The following is a 19,952-nucleotide window of genomic DNA, read 5'->3' on the forward strand; positions in this document are numbered from 1 at the left end:
GCCGTTCAGTCGATGGCTTTCTTGACCGCCTTTTTCACCGAGGGCTCATCCTTGTGGCCGAGCTTGTCCATCGCCTTGCCTGCACCCTCCGGGGCCATATCTTCGACCTTGTCGGAAGCCATATCCTTGGCGGCTTCCGCCGGCGTGCAGCGCCCGCCGACGCCGATGGTGGACTTGGCGACGGCACTCTTGGCGGCCTTCTCGGCGGTGCAGTCGGGATCGAGCAGGCCGGCCGATGCCGACGATGCCATCAGCGTTGCGGTCAGTACCAGAGTCAGTTTTTTCATGGGGCCTCCTGGGCCTGAAAGGCTATACCTGAGTATCAACAGCGGTCTCGCCGGACGCCCTCAGGCGTCCACCGGTGTCTCGCGCCGCGCCGGCTCCGGCTGTGCGCTGCCACGTTGTTCTATCGCCGCCACCAGCCGGTCGATATCCCGCAGATGCAAATCGCGCTGCGGGAACGGAATCTCTACGCCGGCATTGTTCAGTTCAGCGTAGACGTAGAATAGCAGGTCGGACTTTACCGCCATGACCTCACCGATATCCTTGAGGAAACAGCGCAGCTCGAAATCCAGCGAGCTGTCGCCAAGCCCCATAAACAGCACCTGCGGCACCGGATAGGCACGGATGCCGTTGTGCGAGCGGGCCGCCTCCAGCAGTATCTCCTTTGTTTTTTCGAGGTCGCTGCCATAGGCCACACCGACCGGCAGGATCAGGCGACCCATCTTCGACGACAGCGTCATGTTCTTCACCACGCCAGCGATGAGGTCCGAGTTCGGTACTATGACATCGTGGCTGTCGAAAGTTTCGATGCGAGTCGATCGCACCGAAATCTTGCGCACGTAGCCGGCGTAGCCGGACACCTCGATCCAGTCGCCCTCCTTGATCGGCCGTTCGATCAACAGAATGATGCCGGAGACGAAATTCGACACTATGGTCTGCAGCCCGAAACCGATACCGACCGACAGCGCACCGGCGACGACGGCGAGGCTCGCCAGGTTGAGGCCCGCGGATGACACCGCCACCAGCGCCGCCAGGGTTATCCCGAGATAGCCGACACCGGTCACCAGCGCGGTCCGGGCCCCCGTGTCGAGTCGTGTTCGCGGCAGCACCGAGGTCCGCAGCAGACGCTGCGCCCACCTTGTGATCAGCAGACCCGAGGCGAAGACCACCACCAGCATGATGATACTGTCGAGCGACAGGTTTATGTCACCAAGCTGAACCCCGCTGGTCAGCAGACGCCAGGCCTCGGCGATATCGGTCAGCCTTGCGCCCCAGGTCAGCGCCAGCACCGGCAACATCGCCAGCGACAGGAAAAATATCACGATGATCGGCAGCAGTGACGTCGAGCCTTCCCTGGAATCGCCATCCTTGCCGACCAGGGCGTCGAGCACGATCATCACCAGCCGGTACAGGAACAGCGCAATACCGAGCTCCGCCATCGTCATGATCAGCGGCACGGCCATCTGACGTGAAAGGTTGACGTACCCCAGCAGCACCACAACCGGCGCCACCACGGCTGAAACTCTCATCAACGTGGCGATAAACCTCAGGAAACTCTGCTCGGGATGATGCTCTTCCTGTTCCTGAGTGTCCGTGCTTGCGTCGCTATCAGGCCGCTCCGTCTCGGTGCCCTGGCGCAGCAGCACCGCAAAACGCCAGAGCATCGTGCTGGCGATGAAGATCACCGGCACCGACATCACCGACAGCGTCAGCTCCTGGAAGTCGTAGTCGTACGACTGGGCCTTCATGGTCATGTCAAGAGCCAGCACAACTCCGAGCCAGTGACAGAGGCGAACACCCCGGCGGGCGAGCCGGTCGTCGAAGGGCAGCAGGCGGTTGGATGGCTCTTGCGGTGAGAACAGCGTATGTCCCAGCCAGTGCGCCACCACGATGATCAGCGCCAGAACCGGCAGCAGGGTGACGGTGGTACTGAGGGAAGCGGGCGTCACATCCAGCAGCGGCACGACCTGCACCAGCATCAGCGCGCCAAGCGCCGGCAGCAGGAAGCGCATCAGATTGAGCAGGGTCGAAAAGAACCAGCGCCGCGACAGGCCCACGGCCCGGCTGGCGGCGTCCTCCAGCCGGTTGACTGCCCGGGGCTGCACGACGATCAGCACCAAAAGCCCGGCTACCGCCAGCAGCAATGCCTGCAGGTAAACAGCCTCCAGGTGGGCACGCTTGGCCTCGCTCTGCAGATTGCCCTCGAACTCGCTGCCCAGCACCGAGACATAGGTCAGCAGTTCGGCTCCAGCCTCGGCCCAATGGGTCGGCACCAGCGGCGACGGGAAGCGCTTGAGCAGTTTCAGCGCTTCCTGTTTGCGAATCTGGCTGTCGATTTCGCGAATCAGAAAGTCGGCGCGCTTGAGCGTTTCCCGCGCCCTGCGCACAGGCTCGTTGGCCTGCGCCAGCCTGTTCTCGAGCTCGGCTCGCCGCGCGGCGATATCCTCCGCTTCGGTTTCGCCCTCGGCGGGCGCAGGACCCAGGCTATCGAGCTGAGCCTGCATGACCCGCGCTTCGACACTGCCCCCCTGGACCAGATTCGTCGCGGCATCGCGCAGCCTGACGACGTCGGCACGCTGGGCATTGAGCTGCTCGACCGTCGCCGTGCCGCTGTCGAGCAGCGTCTGGGTCTCCTGGACGATCGCTTCCTGCTGCGCCCGGTCAGGACTGGCCTGGGACACCGCCGCCGCGGTCTCCTCCGCGATTGCAGGCGCCCCGCTCAGCGTCAGGCATAACAGGCACAGTACAGCCACCAGTAGCGAAAAGGGGCGAAAGGAATTCACGGTATCCGAACCGAAACGGCGCTCGCGCATGGGGTCATCCTCCAGAAACTGCACCGAAAGCTTATACCCTGCGATCAACCCCCGACAAGGCAACCGGTCGCCCAATCCCCTTCCCCGACGGCTCGCCGGCTACCAGAGCAGCAGCGCCGTATCGCCACTGGCCCAGTTGAGATAGAGCCGTACACGCAGCACGTAACGGCGTCCGCGCTGCAACCGCACATCGATACGGGAGTTCAGGCCAGTGCCGCTGTCGTCGTCCGCCGTGACATACCGCAGGTCACTGCCGACCTCCTCGAACAGCACCATAAGGGTGTCGGACTGACCGAAGGTCTGAATATGATATCGGCCGGTGGCGCGGGGCTCGATAACGTAGTTTTTCTGCTCCCCCGGGTTCAGCGACAGCATTTCCAGCCGGAAGGGTTCCAGCCGCGGGTTGCGGTCGTCGTCCTGCGGCGGATAGAAGAAGCGCGCCTGGCTGACATCCTTTTCCGACAGCCCGAGCGCCGGCCTGAGCCCGGCGCGGTACTGCTCGGGCCGCTCGATCAGCCCGGCCGGAAAGCCATAGTGCATCACCGAATCCGGATCCCATTCCGAACCCTCGACCTCGTTTTCCGGCAGCTTGCGCAGAACGTTGTGGAAGGTGGTTTCGCGCGGCCAGTTGTTGGGCTCGCCGCCGAAGAAGTCGTATACCGCCTCCTCGTCCCAGACGATGCCGGCGAAAGGGTTCTGATGCTCGTGGGGAAAGCCCAGGGTGTGCCCGATTTCATGCACCGGCGTATCGACACCGCGCGGATCCCGGGTCAGATCCCAGCCGAAATTCATGGTGCGCTCGCGCTGCCCCGGAATGTCGAGAACGTCGCGCCCGACATAGGACCAGGCGCCGTCCCCGGCGAGAAAGCCGATGCGAATTTCGGCATCGTCGATACTCGAGACCTCCTCGAACTCGAGGCCTATACCGACATTGCGCCAGACGTCGAAACCCTCGCGCACCATATCCTGCTGATCGGCGCCGCCGGCATAGCGGCCGGAATCGAAGAAGTAATAGTGCAGCCGCGTGCCGTTGACCCACTTTTTGTCGATCCAGCGTATAAGGCGGGCGCGGTGCGGCGATACCTCTGCGCCGAAAACGCGCTCCGGCACCGACGGCATGGCGCAGAAGCGTTGTACCTCGCCGCCCTCTTCCCTGCCCCCGCCCGAGCCCGTTGCTTTGTTGCCAACGCGGTTCTCGAGACTGTCGATGCGCTGTGCCAGCTCATCCAGACGACTGGCAATCGATTTGTTGGTGTCAGCCATGACCTTAGCCTCCTGGCCAATGCCCTCCGATGGCAGCTCGAAAGCGGATCTGTGTTTGCGGTTGGCGCCGCCACCGAACGGCTATCTGTTGAGGCGAGTGCACCGGCACCGGCGCAGATCGCCGCCTTTTCGAGGCTCATCGCGTAGTTGCCGGAAAAAACTAAATCACAGGATGGTTGTGAGCGACGCATCGGTACGCCGGTTCCGTCACTGATGCGGCCAGGGCGTCGCTCCAACCATCCTACTTTTGGCCCGTGGTTTCACGCTAACCTGCGAAGAACCTTTTTTAACAGTAGGTAACGACAGCGGGCCTGGTGGCCGGCGAGTAGACAGTGTTCTTCTAGTGGGATTTAAAGCGGCAATAAAAAGCGAAAACGCGGCGGGTATTGGCGACACCTTGAGCTCTGTCGCGCGAAAGACAGGACCGGGGGGCGGCGGCCGCGCCCGTCCCGGTCCCTGTTCGGTCAGTTCAGCCCGGCCCTCGCGGCGCGGGCGGCGTGCAGTTTCTTGTAGCTGTCGATCAGGCGCAGGTGCTTGTCGAGCCCCTCCAGCTTCATGCTGGTCGGCGTCAGACCGTGGAAGCGAACGCGGCCGTCGACCGAGCCCACCACGGCGTCCAGGGTCTCGTCGCCGAACATGCGTCGCAGGTTGGCGCTGTAGTCGTCCAGCTCCAGTTCGTCGTCCAGAGCGATTTCCAGCACCGCGTTCACCGCGCGGTAGAACAGCTGACGCTCGACGGTATTGTCGTTGTACTGCAGGAACGCCTCGACCCGCTCCAGCGCCTCTTCGTGCTGCTGCAGCGCCAGATTGATCAGCAGCTTGAGCTCGAGGATATTGAGCTGGCCCCAGACGGTGTTCTCGTCGAACTCGATTCCGATCAGGGTGATGATATCCATGTAGTCGTCGAGCTGGCTCTCTTCCAGCCGCTCCAGAAGATCGGCCAGCCGGTCGTCGTCCAGGGCATGGATATTGAGAATGTCTTCCCGGTAATCGAGCGCCTTGTTGGTGTTGTCCCAGACCAGGTCATCGACCGGATAGACTTCGGAATAGCCCGGTACCAGAATCCGGCAGACCGGCGCGCCCAGATCTTCGTAGACCGCCATGTATGACTCCTTGCCCAGATCGGCGAGAATGCCGAACAGGCAGGCGGCCTCCTCCTGGTTGCTGCCCGAGAAATCCCACTCGACGAAGTCGAAGTCCTGCTTGGCGCTGAAAAAGCGCCAGGACACCACGCCGGTCGAGTCGATGAAGTGCTCGACGAAGTTGTTTGGCTCGGAAACGGCAAGGCCGTTGAAGGTCGGCGGCGGCACATCGTTGAGACCTTCCAGACTGCGCCCCTGCAGCAGTTCGGTGAGGCTGCGCTCGAGCGCCACGTGCAGGCACGGATGGGCACCGAAAGAGGCGAAAACGCCACCGGTCCTCGGGTTCATCAGGGTGACGCAGGCCACCGGAAAACGGCCGCCCAGGGAGGCGTCCTTGACCAGCACCGGAAAGCCCTGGGCTTCCAGCGCACGCACGCCTTCGAGAATATCGGGATACTGCTCCAGCACGCTCAGCGGCACGTCCGGCAGCGCGAGTTCTTCTTCGATGACCTGCTTCTTGACCGCCCGCTCGAAGATTTCCGACAGACACTGCACCTGCGCCTCGCACAGGGTGTTGCCGGCGCTCATGCCATTGCTGAGAAACAGGTTCTCGATCAGGTTCGACGGAAAATAGACCGTCTCGCCGTCGGACTGGCGCACGAAGGGCAGCGAACAGATGCCGCGGCTTTCGTTACCGGAGTTGGTATCGATCAGGTTGGAGCCGCCAAGCTCGCCGTCCGGGTTGTAGATGGCGAGGCAGTGGTCGTCGAGAATCCCCTCGGGCAGCTCGTCACCGGGGCCGGGCAGGAACCACTTTTCGTCCGGGTAGTGCACGAAGGCGCTGTTGGCGATCTCGTCGCCGAAGAACTGGTCGTTGTAGAAGAAGTTGCAGCTCAGGCGTTCGATGAACTCCCCGAGCGCCGAGCAGAGCGCGCTTTCCTTGCTGGCGCCCTTGCCGTTGGTGAAGCACATCGGCGAGGCCGCGTCGCGGATGTGCAGAGACCAGACATGGGGCACGATATTGCGCCAGGAGGCGATCTCGATCTTCATGCCAAGCTGCGCCAGGATGCCGGTCATGTTGGCGATGGTCTGCTCCAGCGGCAGGTCCTTGCCGGTGATGTAGGTGGCGCTGTCATCGGACGGCGCCGCCATCAGCAGCGCCTGGGCGTCCTCGTCGAGATTTTCGACGGTTTCGATCTCGAAGCCGGGGCCCGTCTGCACCACCTTCTTGACCGTGCAGCGCTCGATCGAGCGCAGGATGCCTTCCCGGTCCTTGTCCGATATGTTCTCGGGCAGCTCGACCTGAATGCGGAAGATCTGGTTGTAGCGGTTTTCCGGGTCGACGATATTGTTCTGCGACAGGCGGATATTGTCGGTGGGAATATCGCGCGCCAGACAGTACACCCGCACGAAATAGGCCGCGCAGAGCGCGGACGACGCCAGGAAATAGTCGAAGGGACTCGGCGCCGACCCGTCGCCCTTGTAACGAATCGGCTGATCGGTAACGACGGTAAAATCGTCAAACTTGGCTTCAAGTCTGAGATTTTCGAGAAAGTTGACCTTGATTTCCATTGAACCTGTACCGGATAGGTGGGTTGCGGCGCGCCTGGGCCTCGAATGGGCGCCATTATCCAGTTTTTGCCGCCAATAGTCTTGGGTATCCGCGCGCAATTGTCCTCCCCGTCAACCGGATTCGGTATTCGGGCACGGAAGGCGCCGACGGGTTATACCGCATCGCGGATCCAGCGGATGGGGCCCGCCAGGAAGCAAAAGAAAAGGCGCCCGAAGACGCCTTGAAATGCAAGCGCCGCCCGTTACAGCGGCAAAGGTAACGCACCGTCATATACCTGACGGCAGGGGAACTTTCGCCAACACCCAGCGGCCGGTTACACCCGCCAAGGTCCTGCCGATGAGCGCAGCGAAAGGGAGACGGGCGGCCCGCAGGGACCGCCCGGAGGTCTGCGGCCTCAGTCTTCGCGGTAGGCGTCGACCGACGGGCAGGAGCAGATAAAGTTACGGTCACCGTAGACATTGTCGATACGGTTGGCCGCAGGCCAGAACTTGGCGCGACGGGTCGCTTCGGTCGGGAACACCGCCTCGTCGCGGCCGTACGGACGATCCCACTCGCCGACCAGGTCCGCCTGAGTGTGCGGGGCGTGGTGCAGCGGGTTGTTGTCCGCACTCCACTCGCCGGCCTGGACGCGGGCGATCTCGGCGCGGATCTGCACCATCGCCTCGATGAAACGATCCAGCTCGGCCTTGGACTCGGACTCGGTCGGCTCGATCATCAGGGTGCCGGCCACCGGGAACGACATGGTCGGTGCGTGGAAGCCGTAGTCCATCAGACGCTTGGCGATATCCTCTTCGGTGACGCCGGACGCCTCCTTGATCGGGCGGATATCGACGATGCACTCGTGCGCAACGCGGTCGTTGCGGCCGCGGTACAGGATCGGGTAGTGCTCGCCCAGCTTCTCGGCCAGATAGTTGGCGCCGAGAATCGCGATCTGGGTCGATTGCTTCAGGCCCGACTTGCCGAGCATGCGCACGTACAGGTAGCTGATCGGCAGGATCGCGCCGGAGCCGAAAGGCGCGGCCGAAACGGCGCCGTTCTGGTTCTCAAGGCCCGGTACCGCGCTGACCTGGTGGCCCGGCAGGAAGGGCGCCAGATGGCTCTTGACGCCGATCGGCCCCATGCCCGGACCGCCGCCGCCGTGCGGGATGGCGAAGGTCTTGTGCAGGTTCAGGTGCGATACGTCGGAGCCGATCAGGCCGGGCTTGGACAGCCCCACCTGGGCGTTCATGTTGGCGCCGTCCATGTACACCTGCCCGCCGTGCCGGTGCACGATATCGCAGATCTCGACGATCTCCTGCTCGAACACGCCGTGGGTCGACGGGTAGGTGATCATCAGGCAGCTGAGATCGTCGCTGTGCTGCTCGGCCTTGGCGCGCAGGTCGGCGACGTCGACGTTGCCGTTGGCATCGCACTCGACGATCACCACCTTCATGCCCATCATCGCCGCGGACGCCGGGTTGGTGCCGTGGGCGGACGACGGGATCAGGCAGATATTGCGCTCGCCCTCGCCGATCGACTCCTGGTACTTGCGGATCGCCAGCAGGCCCGCGTACTCGCCCTGGGCGCCCGAGTTCGGCTGCATGGAAACGTTATCGTAACCGGTGATCTCGACCAGCATCTGCTCCAGTTCGTCGATCATCCGGCGGTAGCCTGCGGTCTGGTCGGCCGGCGCGAACGGGTGAATGTTGGCGAACTCCGGCCAGGTGATCGGGATCATCTCGGCGGTGGCGTTGAGCTTCATGGTGCAGGAGCCCAGCGGGATCATGCCGTGTACCAGCGAGTAGTCCTTGTTCTCGAGCTGCTTCATGTAGCGCAGCATCTCGGTTTCGCTGTGGTAGCTGTTGAAGGTCGGGTGCGTCAGGATGGCGTCTTCGCGACGCATGTCCGCGCTGATGCCGGTGGCGTCGCCAGCGACGATGCGGGCGTCGATCGCGGCAACGTCGAGGCCGTGTCCTTCGCCCAGAATGATATCGAACAGTTCGGCGACGTCGGCCGCGGTGCTGGTTTCGTCGAGGCTGACACCGATGCGGTCGTCACCGACCAGGCGCAGGTTGCAGCCGGCATCCAGCGCGCGCTGATAGATGGCGCCCTGCTGCTCGCCGACGGCCAGCGTCAGGGTATCGAAATAGGTCGCGTTGGGCGCAAAGCCCTTGTCTGCCAGACCCCTGGCCAGGATGGCGGTCAGACGATGAATGCGCTCGGCGATGGTCTTGAGACCTTCCGGACCGTGGTAAACGGCATAGAAGCTGGCCATGTTCGCCAGCAGCGCCTGGGCGGTACAGATGTTGGAGGTCGCCTTCTCGCGGCGAATGTGCTGCTCGCGGGTCTGCATCGCCATGCGCAGTGCCTGGTTGCCGCGGACGTCGACGGACACGCCGATGATACGACCCGGGACCGAGCGCTTGAGCTTGTCGCTGGCGGCGAAGAAGGCCGCGTGCGGGCCGCCGAAGCCCATCGGCACGCCGAAACGCTGCGCGGAACCCAGTACCACGTCGGCACCCAGCTCACCCGGGGACTTCAGAAGCACCAGCGCCATCGGATCGGCGGCCACCGCCACCATCGCCTGCTGGCCCTTGGCGGCATCGATGACCGACTTGATGTCGGTGATATCGCCGTAGGTGCCCGGGTACTGCAGCTGCACACCGAAGACATCGTGCTGGTCGAGTTCCGCCGGGCTTGCAACGACGACGTCGTATCCGAAGTATTCGGCGCGGGTCTTGATCACGTCGATGGTCTGCGGATGGACGTCATCGGCGACGAAGTAGGTATTGCACTTCTTGCGGTTGGAGCGTTTGCACAGCGTCATGGCCTCGGCCGCCGCGGTGGCTTCGTCGAGCAGGGAGGCGTTGGCCAGGTCCATGCCGGTCAGGTCCATCACCAGCTGCTGGTAGTTCAGCAGCGCCTCGAGACGGCCCTGGGCGATCTCCGGCTGATACGGGGTGTAGGCGGTGTACCAGGCCGGATTTTCGAGTACGTTGCGCAGGATGACGTTCGGCACCAGGGTGTTGTGGTAACCCATGCCGATATACGACTTGTTGACCCGGTTCTGCTTCGCCAGCGCGTGGAGGTAGGACAGAGCCTGAACCTCGGTTTCACCATCGGCCATATCCAGGGCATCGTCCAGACGGATGCTGTCCGGCACGGTCTGGCGGATCAGCTCCTCCACCGACGCCACTCCCAGCGCCTCCAGCATTGCCTGCTGCTCGGCCGCATCGGGACCAATATGACGACGGGTGAAATCCGTGCGCTGTTCGAGTTCAGTCAAAGTACGGGGTTCAACAGCCATTACGCTAACCTGTGTGCTCTGTGCCGTCCGCGCAGGAGACGCGGCCGGCAACGGGTTCAGTAAGTGCGGGGCGCCTCAGCCCCCCGCGTTTTGCGGGAAAACCGATCCGGGGACAGTAGGATCAGCCTTCCTCCGCAACCGTGGCCTCGTAGGCATCCGCTGCCAGCAGTGCGTCGAGCTCCGACGCATCGCTGAGTTTCAGTTTCGCAATCCAGCCATCCTCGAAGGCCGACTCGTTAAGGGTCTCCGGGGCGTCTTCGAGCGATTCGTTAACGGCGACGACTTCGCCGGAAACGGGGGCGTAGATATCGGATGCGGCCTTGACCGACTCGACCAGCGAGAACTCCTCGCCCCGGGCCACTTCACGACCCACTTCCGGCAACTCGACGAATACCACGTCGCCGAGCAGTTCCTGGGCGTGGTCGGTGATACCGACGGTCACGGTGCCATCGCCATTATCCAGTACCCACTCGTGAGATGCAGTATATTTCAGGCTGGACGGAACGTTGCTCATATCAAAAAATCCTTCAGACAAACAAGGGGGACGAGCGGAGCCGCGCTGGCGGCCCCGCAAACGGAATCACTTCTGTTAACGGTAGAGCGGGAAACGCTGGCACAGCGCCTCGACGTCGGCGCGCACCCGGGCCTCGACGTCCGGGTTGCCCTCAGGCCGCTCGACCAGTCCATCGAGGACGTCGTTGATCAGGTTGCCGATCTGGCGGAACTCGTCGGCGCCAAAACCGCGGGTGGTGCCGGCCGGGGTGCCAAGGCGGATGCCGGAGGTGACCATCGGCTTCTCCGGATCGAACGGAATGCCGTTCTTGTTGCAGGTAATACCGGCCCGCTCCAGCGCCTCCTCGACCTGATTGCCCTTGAGCCCCTTGGGACGCAGGTCCACCAGCATCAGGTGGGTATCGGTGCCGCCGGTGACGATGTCGCAGCCACGCTCGACCATCACTTCGGCCAGCACGCGGGCATTGTCGACCACTCGCTCGATGTAGGCCTTGAATTCCGGCTGCAGCGCCTCGCCGAACGCCACCGCCTTGGCGGCGATCACGTGCATCAGCGGCCCGCCCTGCAGGCCCGGGAACACCGCCGAGTTGATCTTCTTGCCGATCTCGGCGTCGTTCGAGAGGATCATGCCGCCACGGGGACCGCGCAGGGTCTTGTGGGTGGTGGTGGTCACCACGTGGGCGTGGGGCAGCGGATCGGGATGCTGGCCGGTAGCCACCAGGCCCGCGATGTGCGCCATGTCCACCATCAGGTAGGCGCCGACCTTGTCGGCGATGGTGCGAAAACGCGCGAAATCCAGCTGACGCGGAATTGCCGAACCACCGGCGATGATCAGCTTCGGCTTGTGCTCTAGCGCCAGCTTTTCGACGGCATCGTAGTCGATACGCTGGGTATCCGGCGACACGCCGTACTGCACCGCGTTGAACCATTTACCGGACAGCGCCGGACGCGCACCGTGGGTCAGGTGGCCGCCGGCGTCCAGCGACATGCCGAGGATGGTGTCGCCCGGCTGCAGCAGCGCCAGCATCACGGCGCCATTGGCCTGGGCGCCGGAGTGCGGCTGCACGTTGACGTAATCGCAGCCGAACAGCTCCCGGGCGCGCTCGATGGCCAGCGCCTCGGCCTTGTCGACGTACTCGCAACCGCCGTAGTAGCGGCGTCCCGGGTAACCTTCGGCGTACTTGTTGGTGAGTACTGTGCCCTGCGCCTGCATCACCGCTTTCGAGACGATGTTCTCGGAGGCGATCAGCTCGATCTGGTTGTCCTGGCGGCTGAACTCCTCGTCAACCGCCGCCTGCAGCGCGCTGTCCGCGTCTTTCAGGTCGCGGGTGAAGAAGGCCGCGCTTGCAGCATCACGGTAGAGGTCTTGCTTGCTCATGGCTCGATATTCTCTCGCTTCGGTGATACCCACCCGGCCGCCGGGGCCGGAGACCATGACGTGCGGACAACAACCGTCGCCCGCGACGCCACCTGTTCACAATATACTCAGCAGGCCACCACGTTGACCGCCAGACCGCCGGTCGAGGTTTCCTTGTACTTGTCCTGCATGTCGAGTCCGGTCTGGCGCATGGTTTCGATCACGCTGTCGAGGGAGACGTGGTGCTCCCCGGTGCCGCGCAGCGCCAGCCGCGCGGCATTGATCGCCTTGACCGCGCCCATGGTGTTGCGCTCGATGCAGGGCACCTGCACCAGCCCGCCGATCGGGTCGCAGGTCAGACCCAGGTTATGCTCCATGCCGATTTCGGCGGCATTCTCGACCTGCTCGATGGTGCCGCCGAGCACCGCGCACAGTGCCCCCGCCGCCATCGAGCAGGCAACGCCTATCTCGCCCTGGCAGCCGACTTCGGCAGCGGATATCGAAGCGTTCTGCTTGTACAGCATGCCAATTGCCGCGGCGGTGATCAGAAACGTCTTGACGCCCTCGATATTGCTGCCGGGTATAAAGCGATCGTAGTAGGCCAGCACCGCCGGAATCACGCCGGCGGCACCGTTGGTCGGCGCGGTGACCACGCGACCGCCGGCGGCATTCTCCTCGTTCACCGCCATGGCGTACAGATTGATCCAGTCCATCACCGTCAGATGGTCCTGCAGACTGCGCTCGGGATGCTTGACCAGGTCCTGCCACAGCAGGTGCGCACGCCGCTTGACGTGCAGACCGCCCGGCAGCTCGCCCTGATGCTCGCAACCCTGACGAATGCAGTCGTCCATCACCTTCCAGATATTCAGCAACCCCTGGTGGATCTCCTCGTCGGAGTGCCGGATACGCTCGTTCTCCAGCACCAGCTCGGCGATGCTCAGCCCCGCCTCTCTGGCGCGCGCCAGCAATTCGACGGCGTTGCGAAACGGATAGGGCTGAACCGGGCCTTCGGTGTCCGGTGCGCCACGGCCCTGCTCGTCCGCTTCGGCATCGCTGAGCACGAAGCCGCCACCGACGGAATAATAGACATTGCTGTAAAAGATGAGACCGGCGTCGTCGAGCGCGTCGAGGCGCATGCCGTTGGGGTGTTTGGGAAGCGACTCGCCGAAATGGAATTTCAGATGCGCGCTCTCGACGAAGGCGATCTCCCGCTCGCCACCAAGCAACAATGCACCGCTGTCACGAATCCGGCTGACGTACTCCGGAATCAGGGCGGCATCGACGCTGTCCGGCTTCTCGCCGAGCAGACCGACCAGCACCGCGGTATCGGTGGCGTGCCCCTTGCCGGTCATCGCCAGGGAGCCGTACAGGCTGATCCGCACGCCCTGAACGCGCTCCAGGGCATCGCTCTGCCTGAGCTCTTCGATAAAGCGGTTGGCGGCGACCATGGGGCCGACGGTGTGCGATGAAGACGGCCCCACACCTATCTTGAACAGATCGAAAATGCTTAGTGACATGAATCGCCTCCCATCCGCAAACCGCAGCACAGTGCAGCCGTAAGAGCCATTCAGAGATGACCGCAGCCGCAGGACACACAGCACGACACGCCTTCGGAAAAACGCTATTCGCGTTACCGGACGCGTCACTAAAAACGTAGCGCGTTTTCGGCATCCCCGTTGACTGCTGCAAGACTAGCAACAGAGTTTCCACGTTTCAACACAAAATTTCCTATTGGAAACTTACATTCACGATCCGGCGCCCAACCCGCGGGCAGGCGCCTTTCTTTCCATCAATACGGGCGTTGTGTAGTATCGGGGAAAAACGAATCGCCGGATCATCAAAATCCTGGCACAACGCGACACCGCGCCCCCCCGGCCGGCCTGTCGCCACGAAGCGGAATCCAGGAGTTCAGCCATGCCCGATCAACCCCGCTTCCTGCAAAGACGGGAACACCAGGAAATCGAGATTAGCCGAGGCGACTCGCGTGAGGCCACGGTCGAACCGCTGCAGCTGGGCAAGCGCGTTCGGGAAATCCGTCTGAGTCAGAACCTGACACTGGAAGAAGCCAGCAAGCGCACGGGACTTGCACGCTCCACGCTTTCCAAGATCGAGAACGAGCAGATCTCGCCGACCTTCACCGCCGTCCAGAAGCTCGTCCAGGGACTGGGCATCGACATACCCCAGCTGTTCACCCAGCCAAGACAGAGCCGCAGCAGCGGCGGGCGCCGGGACATCACGCGCAGCGGTGAAGGCAAGCCCCACCCGACGCCGACCTACGAACACGAAATGCTGGCCGACCAGCTCACCAACAAGCGGATGATTCCGTACCGTACCACGGTGCGGGCCCGCAGCTTCGACGAGTACGGCGACTGGGTCCGCCATAATGGCGAAGAGCTACTCTACGTGATTTCGGGAAGCATCCGCTTCTACACCGAATTCTACGAGCCCATCGAACTCCATGAGGGCGACAGCGCCTACTACGACTGCGAGATGGGACACGCACTGGTGTCCACCAGCGAAGAGGACGCGGTGATTCTTTGGGTGACCGCCTGAGAAAGATCGGTGACGCGTTAAGCGTGTTACCGCTTTCCACGTCTCCACCGAGTGCAATCCCGACACCAGTCGCTCTGTAATGCGCTCGATTTGACGGGTTCCCTGGAAAGCGCTCCTGCATTTTAAGGCCGGCCGCGTCCGGCATTTCCACCGTCCCTGACGGTTTCGCGACGCCCAAACCCAGTGCCATCCGGATCGGATATGCCACTGCATCGCTCTACCCATCCTCTGATGCGACACTCTGCTGCCCCGCTGCGACACCGAAGGTCTATTTTTATATTGCAATCACGGATACGTTCCGCTACTTTCGTTTCCTATTGGAAACTTGATCCACCGAAACGTCACCACCACTGAGGCAACGGCCTTGCGGTTGGCGACGCGGACCGACTAAGACTCAACGGAGGCATTCCATGGCAGAACAACAGACCGGCGACCTGCTGAAAACCCCGCTCTATGATCTTCACCTGGAACTGGGTGCCAAGATGGTCCCCTTCGCGGGCTACGAGATGCCGGTACAGTACCCGCTTGGCGTCAAGAAAGAGCATCTCCAGACCCGCGAACAGGCTGGCCTGTTCGACGTGTCTCACATGGGTCAGGTGCTGCTGACGGGCGAAGGCGCGGCTGCCATGCTGGAGTCCCTGGTACCCGTCGATATCATCGACCTGCCTGCCGGCAAACAGCGTTATGCCCTCTTTACCAATAATGAAGGCGGTATTCTCGACGATCTGATGGTCACCAACTACGGCGACTGCCTCTATGTTGTCGTCAACGCTGCCTGCAAGGCTCAGGATATCGCCCACATGCGCGCCCATCTGACCGATGGCGTCGAACTGACGGAGCTGAATGATCGCGCTCTGGTCGCGCTGCAGGGCCCCAAAGCCGCCGAAGCCCTGAGCCGCCTGGCTCCCGAAGTCGCCGAGATGGTGTTCATGGACTCGCGTCGCATGAAGATCGACGGCGTGGACTGCTTCGTCAGCCGCTCCGGCTACACCGGCGAAGACGGCTTCGAAATTTCCATCCCGAGCAGCGACGCCGTGCGCCTGACCCGCCTGATGCTGGACCAGCCCGAAGTCGAAGCCATCGGCCTTGGCGCCCGCGACTCCCTGCGCCTGGAATCTGGCCTGTGTCTGTACGGGCACGACATCGACACCACCACCACCCCGATCGAAGCCAGCCTGATCTGGGCGATCTCCAAGTCCCGTCGCGCCGACGGCGCCCGTGCAGGCGGCTTCCCGGGCGCCGAGATCGTGCTCGGCCAGATCGCCAGCAAGGACTGCGCCCGCAAGCGCGTCGGTCTGATCGGCGAGGGACGGGCACCGGTGCGCGAGGGCACCGAACTGTTCGACGCCGATGGCAACAACATCGGCCGCGTCACCTCCGGCACCTTCGGACCGAGCGCCAGTGCCTCCATCGCCATGGGTTACGTCGCAACGGCGTTCAGTCCGCTGGAGACCGTCGTTTACGCCGAAGTCCGCGGCAAGAAACTGCCGATGACCGTCAGCAGGATGCCGTTCGTCGAGCAGCGCTACTACCGCGGCTGAGTTCAGGGGAGACAGGGCCCATGCAGACTGCTTTTGCGACCCCCGGCAGCACCAACCCGCTGGTCCACCTCGAACTCAGACGCCGCCTGACGGACTCCGGCATGCGCCTGGAGCTGTCCGAGCAGCCTCTGGTCAGCGAGCTGGCGCTGGAGGTCGACGCCGACGAGGCGTTGCTGATTGCGCTGGGAGAACTGCTGATGATCGATCAGCCGCTGCGGGTTCAGGCCATCGCCCACTGCGCCGACCTGACCCTGCTTTGGCTCGACAACCGGCATTGGCTGCTGCTGCCGACACCGGGCGACGAGCGAGCGGCGGCCGAGCGGCTGTCCGCCCGGCTCTTGCCCGACGCCGTTCGCGAAGACGGGGAAAAGCTGCAGCTGTCCGATGCCTGGCTGAGCGAGCTGCCGGACAGCTTCCAGCTCTGGCAAAGCACCGCGGGCGCCCTGCCGGTCGGCAGCAGCGCCAGCCACCCGGTAATCGTGCCCGGCGGCGACGAACACTACCAGCTGCTGGTCAGGCGGGCCGGCGCCGAGCTGTTGCAGCGCTGGCTTCAACCCCACTGACACTCAGGTGCCGGCCTCCGGGCCGGCGCCTGTCGTTCATGCCCCGTTCAAGCGATATGCGCCAGAGTCACGGGATGGTTTCCAGCGCCACGCCATGACTCCGGCCTTGCTAACGCGGAGATTCGAAGGTACATTAAATCCGCTTTATGCATCACGAGAAGGGCTGACGTCCTCGCCAACCTGCCAACCTGGGCAAGGTGGTTGCCGCCAAGCGGCGATGCGGTCGATACCGACAATCAAACAGGTATCCGCAGTCAAAACGTCAGCTCCACGGACAGCCTTCGCGGCACGCGAAGACAGAGGAGCACGACATGTTCGAAGCACACTTTCATACTTTTCCGGAACAACCGGCCTTCAGCGATTTCAGCCCGCCGAGCCTGACCCGGCGCCTGCGCAGCCATCGCCACCAGTGCCCCGTTCACGCCTGGGCGGCCCACGGCAAACGCAAGGACGAGGCCGGCATCGCGCAGCCGCACTGGTTTGTCTACATCGAGTACTGCCGCCATGACGGCGCGCGCGAGTGGGTGCTTATCGAGCGCCCGTGCAGCACCGACCTGGACGAGCTTTTCGCCGCGGCACAGTGGCGCGAACTTCCCCGAATCGACCCCGCCGGCACCCGGGCCTGGCTGGACAAGGACGACTGACCGGGACCGAATGGCGCCGCAGAACGGTCATGGTCGTGCCCGGACGGGTCATGGTCTGAACAACTCGACACTGACACCCTGTTCGTCGCGCAGCATCTGCAGCAGGCCGTCGGGCCCGACCAGGTGCGCCGCGCCGACCAGGACCAGCTCGGTTGGCCCGGACGCAACCAGCGCCTGCAACGTCGGCCACCAGAGCGCATTGCGCTCCACCAGCAACTGCTCGTACACCGGCGGATAACCCTGCAGCTCATCCACCAGCAGACGCTCGAGTTCGGCCTCGTCGCCGGCTCTCCAGGCCGCGATCAGCGGCGATAACAGCGACTCGCTGGACTCGAACTCCTCGATCATCTGGCGCAGAAAAGCATCGGCGTCTTCGGCCCCCATACCGATCAGATACCCCAGATGCTGCTCCAGCGGCTCAAGCCCGGAGGTCGGCTTCTCGTCGACGGCGGCCCGCCGGTACAGCTGCAGGTCGACCCCCTCCTCGGTCGCCCCGAGACGCGCCATTTCGACGCCCAACAGCGTCAGCACCACCCCGCCGGGACGCAGCATATCGAGCATTTCCGGCGCCAGACCGCGGCTGCGAGCAAAGTCGCTCAACGCCTCCCAGGTGCCGGGCGTCACCCGATCCGAAATCCGCTGCCCGTCCGGGGCTTGCAGATAACGGGCCAGCAACAGCTGGGTGGCCGGATTCATCAGCGTCGCCAGGTCGGTTTCGAACACCAGCGCGTCGGCCTGCGCGTAAGCGATGTCATAGGCATCCGGCAACGGCAGATCCTGAGGCCTGAGCAGGTGCACGGTACCGGCCAGAAACAGTTCACTGCCGCCGCTGCCCGTCACGCGCCAGATCGAGGCGTCGGCCAGCAACAGCGTTGACGAGAGCGTCAGCAGACCCGCCAAAAGGCCGCTCAGATACCGTTTACCCGGGGATCTCATACTCGCTCCTCAGCGCTTGCCGTAACCCGGCAGATTCATCACCACAGGCGGCTGTGCGACGCAGTCGATATTGCGCGCCCGCAGTTGCAGGCACACCTTCCCGACATTGTCGGGACGATAGCCGATCAGCAGCGCCTTCCAGGACGTCCCCCTTTCCATGTCACGCTCAAGCAACAGCGCGCGACCGCGCGGCAGGGCGCCGAGCTGGGCGCGCGCCCTGGCGATGGCGCGATTGCCCTCCCCGCGACTGCCGTATATGCCCAGCAGCACACCCCAGCTTTTGATCGGCCAGACCGACCCTGACGAGGCACGGGCCACCGAACCGCCGCACACCGAGGGTCCCAGCACCACCGGCGCCGGCCCCGTCGCATGCGCGGGCCTCGCGTCGAGCGGCGACCCTGCCCCGCCGGTTGCGCCGAAGCCCCGGTCGAGCAGCGCCCTCGCCTCCCGGTTGCGACTGTTACGATCTTCGGCGCCGAGCACCACCGCGATGAGCCGACGCCCATCGCGTCTTGCCGTTGCCACCAGGTTGTAGCCGGAGCCGCAGGTAAAACCGGTCTTGAGGCCGTCTGCACCGGCATACTGTCCGAGAATGGCATTGTGCGTGCTGTGGCTCGCGCCGTTGAACACGAAGGAGCGGGTGGCGAACACATCGGTATGGCCGGGAAAGTCGCGGTACAGTCGCTGCGCCAGAATCGCCATATCCCTTGCCGTGGTCACCTGAGCGCTGTCCGGCAGACCGGAAGCATTGCGAAAACGGGTATCGCGCATGCCCAGCGCCGCCGCCTTGGCCGTCATCCGCTCGGCGAACGCCGCTTCGCTGTCGGCAAGGGCTTCCGCCAGCACCACCGCCACATCGTTAGACGATATCGTCGCCAGCGCCTTTATGGCCTGACTGACGCTGATACGGGATCCGCTGCCAAGCCCCAGCTTGACCGCGGGCTGGGCCGCGGCATGGGACGACACCTTCAGTTGCTGAGCCGGCTTGAGCCGCCCCTCGTCCAGCGCCTCAAAGGTGAGGTAAAGGGTCATCAGCTTGGCCAGCGAGGCGGGATACCAGAGCCGGTCGCTCGCGCGTGCATGCAGCACGCGCCCGCTGCCGACGTCCAGCAGCAGCAGTGGCGGGGACAGGTCAGGCGCTGCGGCGACGGGAAGTCCGCACATCAGGACAATCAGCAGGACACAACCGCCGGACCGCCATGCGGATTTCGGGGCTCGGGCAACCATGGCGCCAGTCGGTAAGGTTGTACAGTCAATACAGAACAACGATAGGCCAAGACGGCCCAAACCGACAGCACGGGCAGTATTCAGTCTCGCGGTATCGCGCGCTTGACGCCCGACTCGTCGATGGCAACGAAGGTGAAGGCCGCCTCCGTGACCTTGAAGCGCGGGTCGCTGTCACCACCGTGACAGCCTCTTGGCCGAACCCAGACCTCGAGCCTGAGCGTCACCGAGGTGGTGCCAAGCCGCACCCGGGAGCCGTAGCAGCAGACGACATCGCCGACCTGGACCGGTCGGATGAACTTCATCGAGTCGACGGCGATGGTCACCACCGGCCCCTGGGCGATTTCCTGCGCCCGGATACCGCCGGCAATGTCCATCTGGGACATGATCCAGCCGCCGAAGATATCACCGTTCGGATTGGTGTCGCCGGGCATGGCAAGGGTACGCAACAACAGTTCACCCCTGGGTTTCTCGACTGTCTCGGTCATCTCGGTCTCCGTCTGACGATTGGCGCAATTATAACTGCCGGAAACCAACTCGTCCCACCGTGCAGCGGCGCCAACAGCGACTATAATGGACGACGGCGCGAAAAACATATATA

Annotated in this window: 15 protein-coding genes and 1 riboswitch; of the genes, 4 read left to right on the forward strand and 11 right to left on the reverse strand. The window is 63.6% G+C overall.

The genetic code is table 11. The annotated features are described in order from the left end of the window. Positions 1–5 precede the first annotated feature (5 nt). From IEX85_RS20015 to IEX85_RS20050, 8 genes are all read right to left on the reverse strand, one after another. Positions 6–287: a hypothetical protein gene (locus tag IEX85_RS20015; protein ID WP_188862399.1), complete on the reverse strand. Its 282-nt coding sequence runs from the start codon at positions 285–287 to the stop codon at positions 6–8. Positions 288–347: 60 nt separating this feature from the next. Continuing rightward, a complete protein-coding gene (locus IEX85_RS20020) occupies positions 348–2,816 on the reverse strand; it encodes a DUF3772 domain-containing protein (RefSeq protein WP_188862400.1) in 2,469 nt (822 codons plus the stop codon). A gap of 99 nt (positions 2,817–2,915) precedes the next feature. Further along, a complete protein-coding gene (locus tag IEX85_RS20025; protein ID WP_188862401.1) occupies positions 2,916–4,079 on the reverse strand; it encodes a M12 family metallopeptidase in 1,164 nt (387 codons plus the stop codon). A 464-nt stretch (positions 4,080–4,543) separates the two neighbouring features. Next, positions 4,544–6,733 carry an OsmC domain/YcaO domain-containing protein gene (locus IEX85_RS20030; protein WP_188862402.1) on the reverse strand — a complete coding sequence of 730 codons (2,190 nt, stop codon included), beginning with the start codon at positions 6,731–6,733 and terminating at the stop codon, positions 4,544–4,546. Positions 6,734–7,128: 395 nt separating this feature from the next. Continuing rightward, positions 7,129–10,020: an aminomethyl-transferring glycine dehydrogenase gene (gcvP, locus tag IEX85_RS20035; protein ID WP_188862403.1), complete on the reverse strand. Its 2,892-nt coding sequence runs from the start codon at positions 10,018–10,020 to the stop codon at positions 7,129–7,131. A 121-nt stretch (positions 10,021–10,141) separates the two neighbouring features. Next, positions 10,142–10,534 (reverse strand): glycine cleavage system protein GcvH, encoded by a 393-nt coding sequence (gene gcvH, locus IEX85_RS20040; RefSeq protein ID WP_188862404.1) that lies wholly within the window; start codon positions 10,532–10,534, stop codon positions 10,142–10,144. Positions 10,535–10,609: 75 nt separating this feature from the next. Further along, positions 10,610–11,911 carry a serine hydroxymethyltransferase gene (glyA, locus tag IEX85_RS20045; protein WP_188862405.1) on the reverse strand — a complete coding sequence of 434 codons (1,302 nt, stop codon included), beginning with the start codon at positions 11,909–11,911 and terminating at the stop codon, positions 10,610–10,612. 107 nt (positions 11,912–12,018) lie between these two features. Next, complete coding sequence (locus IEX85_RS20050; RefSeq protein ID WP_188862406.1) at positions 12,019–13,407, reverse strand: L-serine ammonia-lyase; 1,389 nt, start codon at positions 13,405–13,407, stop codon at positions 12,019–12,021. Between the two features lie 397 nt (positions 13,408–13,804). Here IEX85_RS20050 and IEX85_RS20055 point away from each other — a divergent pair, with 397 nt between their 5' ends. The 4 genes from IEX85_RS20055 to IEX85_RS20070 all read left to right on the forward strand — a co-directional run bounded on the left by IEX85_RS20055 (position 13,805) and on the right by IEX85_RS20070 (position 17,191). Further along, positions 13,805–14,443 carry a helix-turn-helix domain-containing protein gene (locus IEX85_RS20055; RefSeq protein ID WP_188862407.1) on the forward strand — a complete coding sequence of 213 codons (639 nt, stop codon included), beginning with the start codon at positions 13,805–13,807 and terminating at the stop codon, positions 14,441–14,443. Positions 14,444–14,853: 410 nt separating this feature from the next. Further along, on the forward strand, positions 14,854–15,984 hold the full coding sequence (gene gcvT / locus IEX85_RS20060) for a glycine cleavage system aminomethyltransferase GcvT (RefSeq protein WP_188862408.1): 1,131 nt from the start codon (positions 14,854–14,856) through the stop codon (positions 15,982–15,984). A gap of 20 nt (positions 15,985–16,004) precedes the next feature. Beyond that, positions 16,005–16,547 (forward strand): sarcosine oxidase subunit gamma family protein, encoded by a 543-nt coding sequence (locus IEX85_RS20065; protein WP_188862409.1) that lies wholly within the window; start codon positions 16,005–16,007, stop codon positions 16,545–16,547. Between the two features lie 143 nt (positions 16,548–16,690). Further along, positions 16,691–16,797: riboswitch (SAM-I-IV-variant riboswitch) on the forward strand. 61 nt (positions 16,798–16,858) lie between these two features. Continuing rightward, complete coding sequence (locus tag IEX85_RS20070) at positions 16,859–17,191, forward strand: hypothetical protein (protein WP_188862410.1); 333 nt, start codon at positions 16,859–16,861, stop codon at positions 17,189–17,191. Between the two features lie 48 nt (positions 17,192–17,239). Here the strand turns inward: IEX85_RS20070 and IEX85_RS20075 are convergent, their stop codons facing one another. The 3 genes from IEX85_RS20075 to yciA form a co-directional block, all read right to left on the reverse strand. After that, entirely contained in the window at positions 17,240–18,127 is an 888-nt protein-coding gene (locus IEX85_RS20075) for a TraB/GumN family protein (protein WP_188862411.1), read from the reverse strand. Positions 18,128–18,136: 9 nt separating this feature from the next. Then, the gene (locus tag IEX85_RS20080) at positions 18,137–19,291 is read right to left on the reverse strand and encodes a D-alanyl-D-alanine carboxypeptidase family protein (protein WP_229722027.1); all 1,155 of its coding nucleotides are present in this window, start codon (positions 19,289–19,291) and stop codon (positions 18,137–18,139) included. A gap of 143 nt (positions 19,292–19,434) precedes the next feature. Beyond that, a complete protein-coding gene (gene yciA / locus IEX85_RS20085; RefSeq protein ID WP_188862413.1) occupies positions 19,435–19,839 on the reverse strand; it encodes an acyl-CoA thioester hydrolase YciA in 405 nt (134 codons plus the stop codon). Between the last annotated feature and the right edge of the window lie 113 nt (positions 19,840–19,952).

Source organism: Marinobacterium nitratireducens, assembly GCF_014645375.1.
GTDB classification, from domain to species: domain Bacteria; phylum Pseudomonadota; class Gammaproteobacteria; order Pseudomonadales; family Balneatricaceae; genus Marinobacterium_A; species Marinobacterium_A nitratireducens.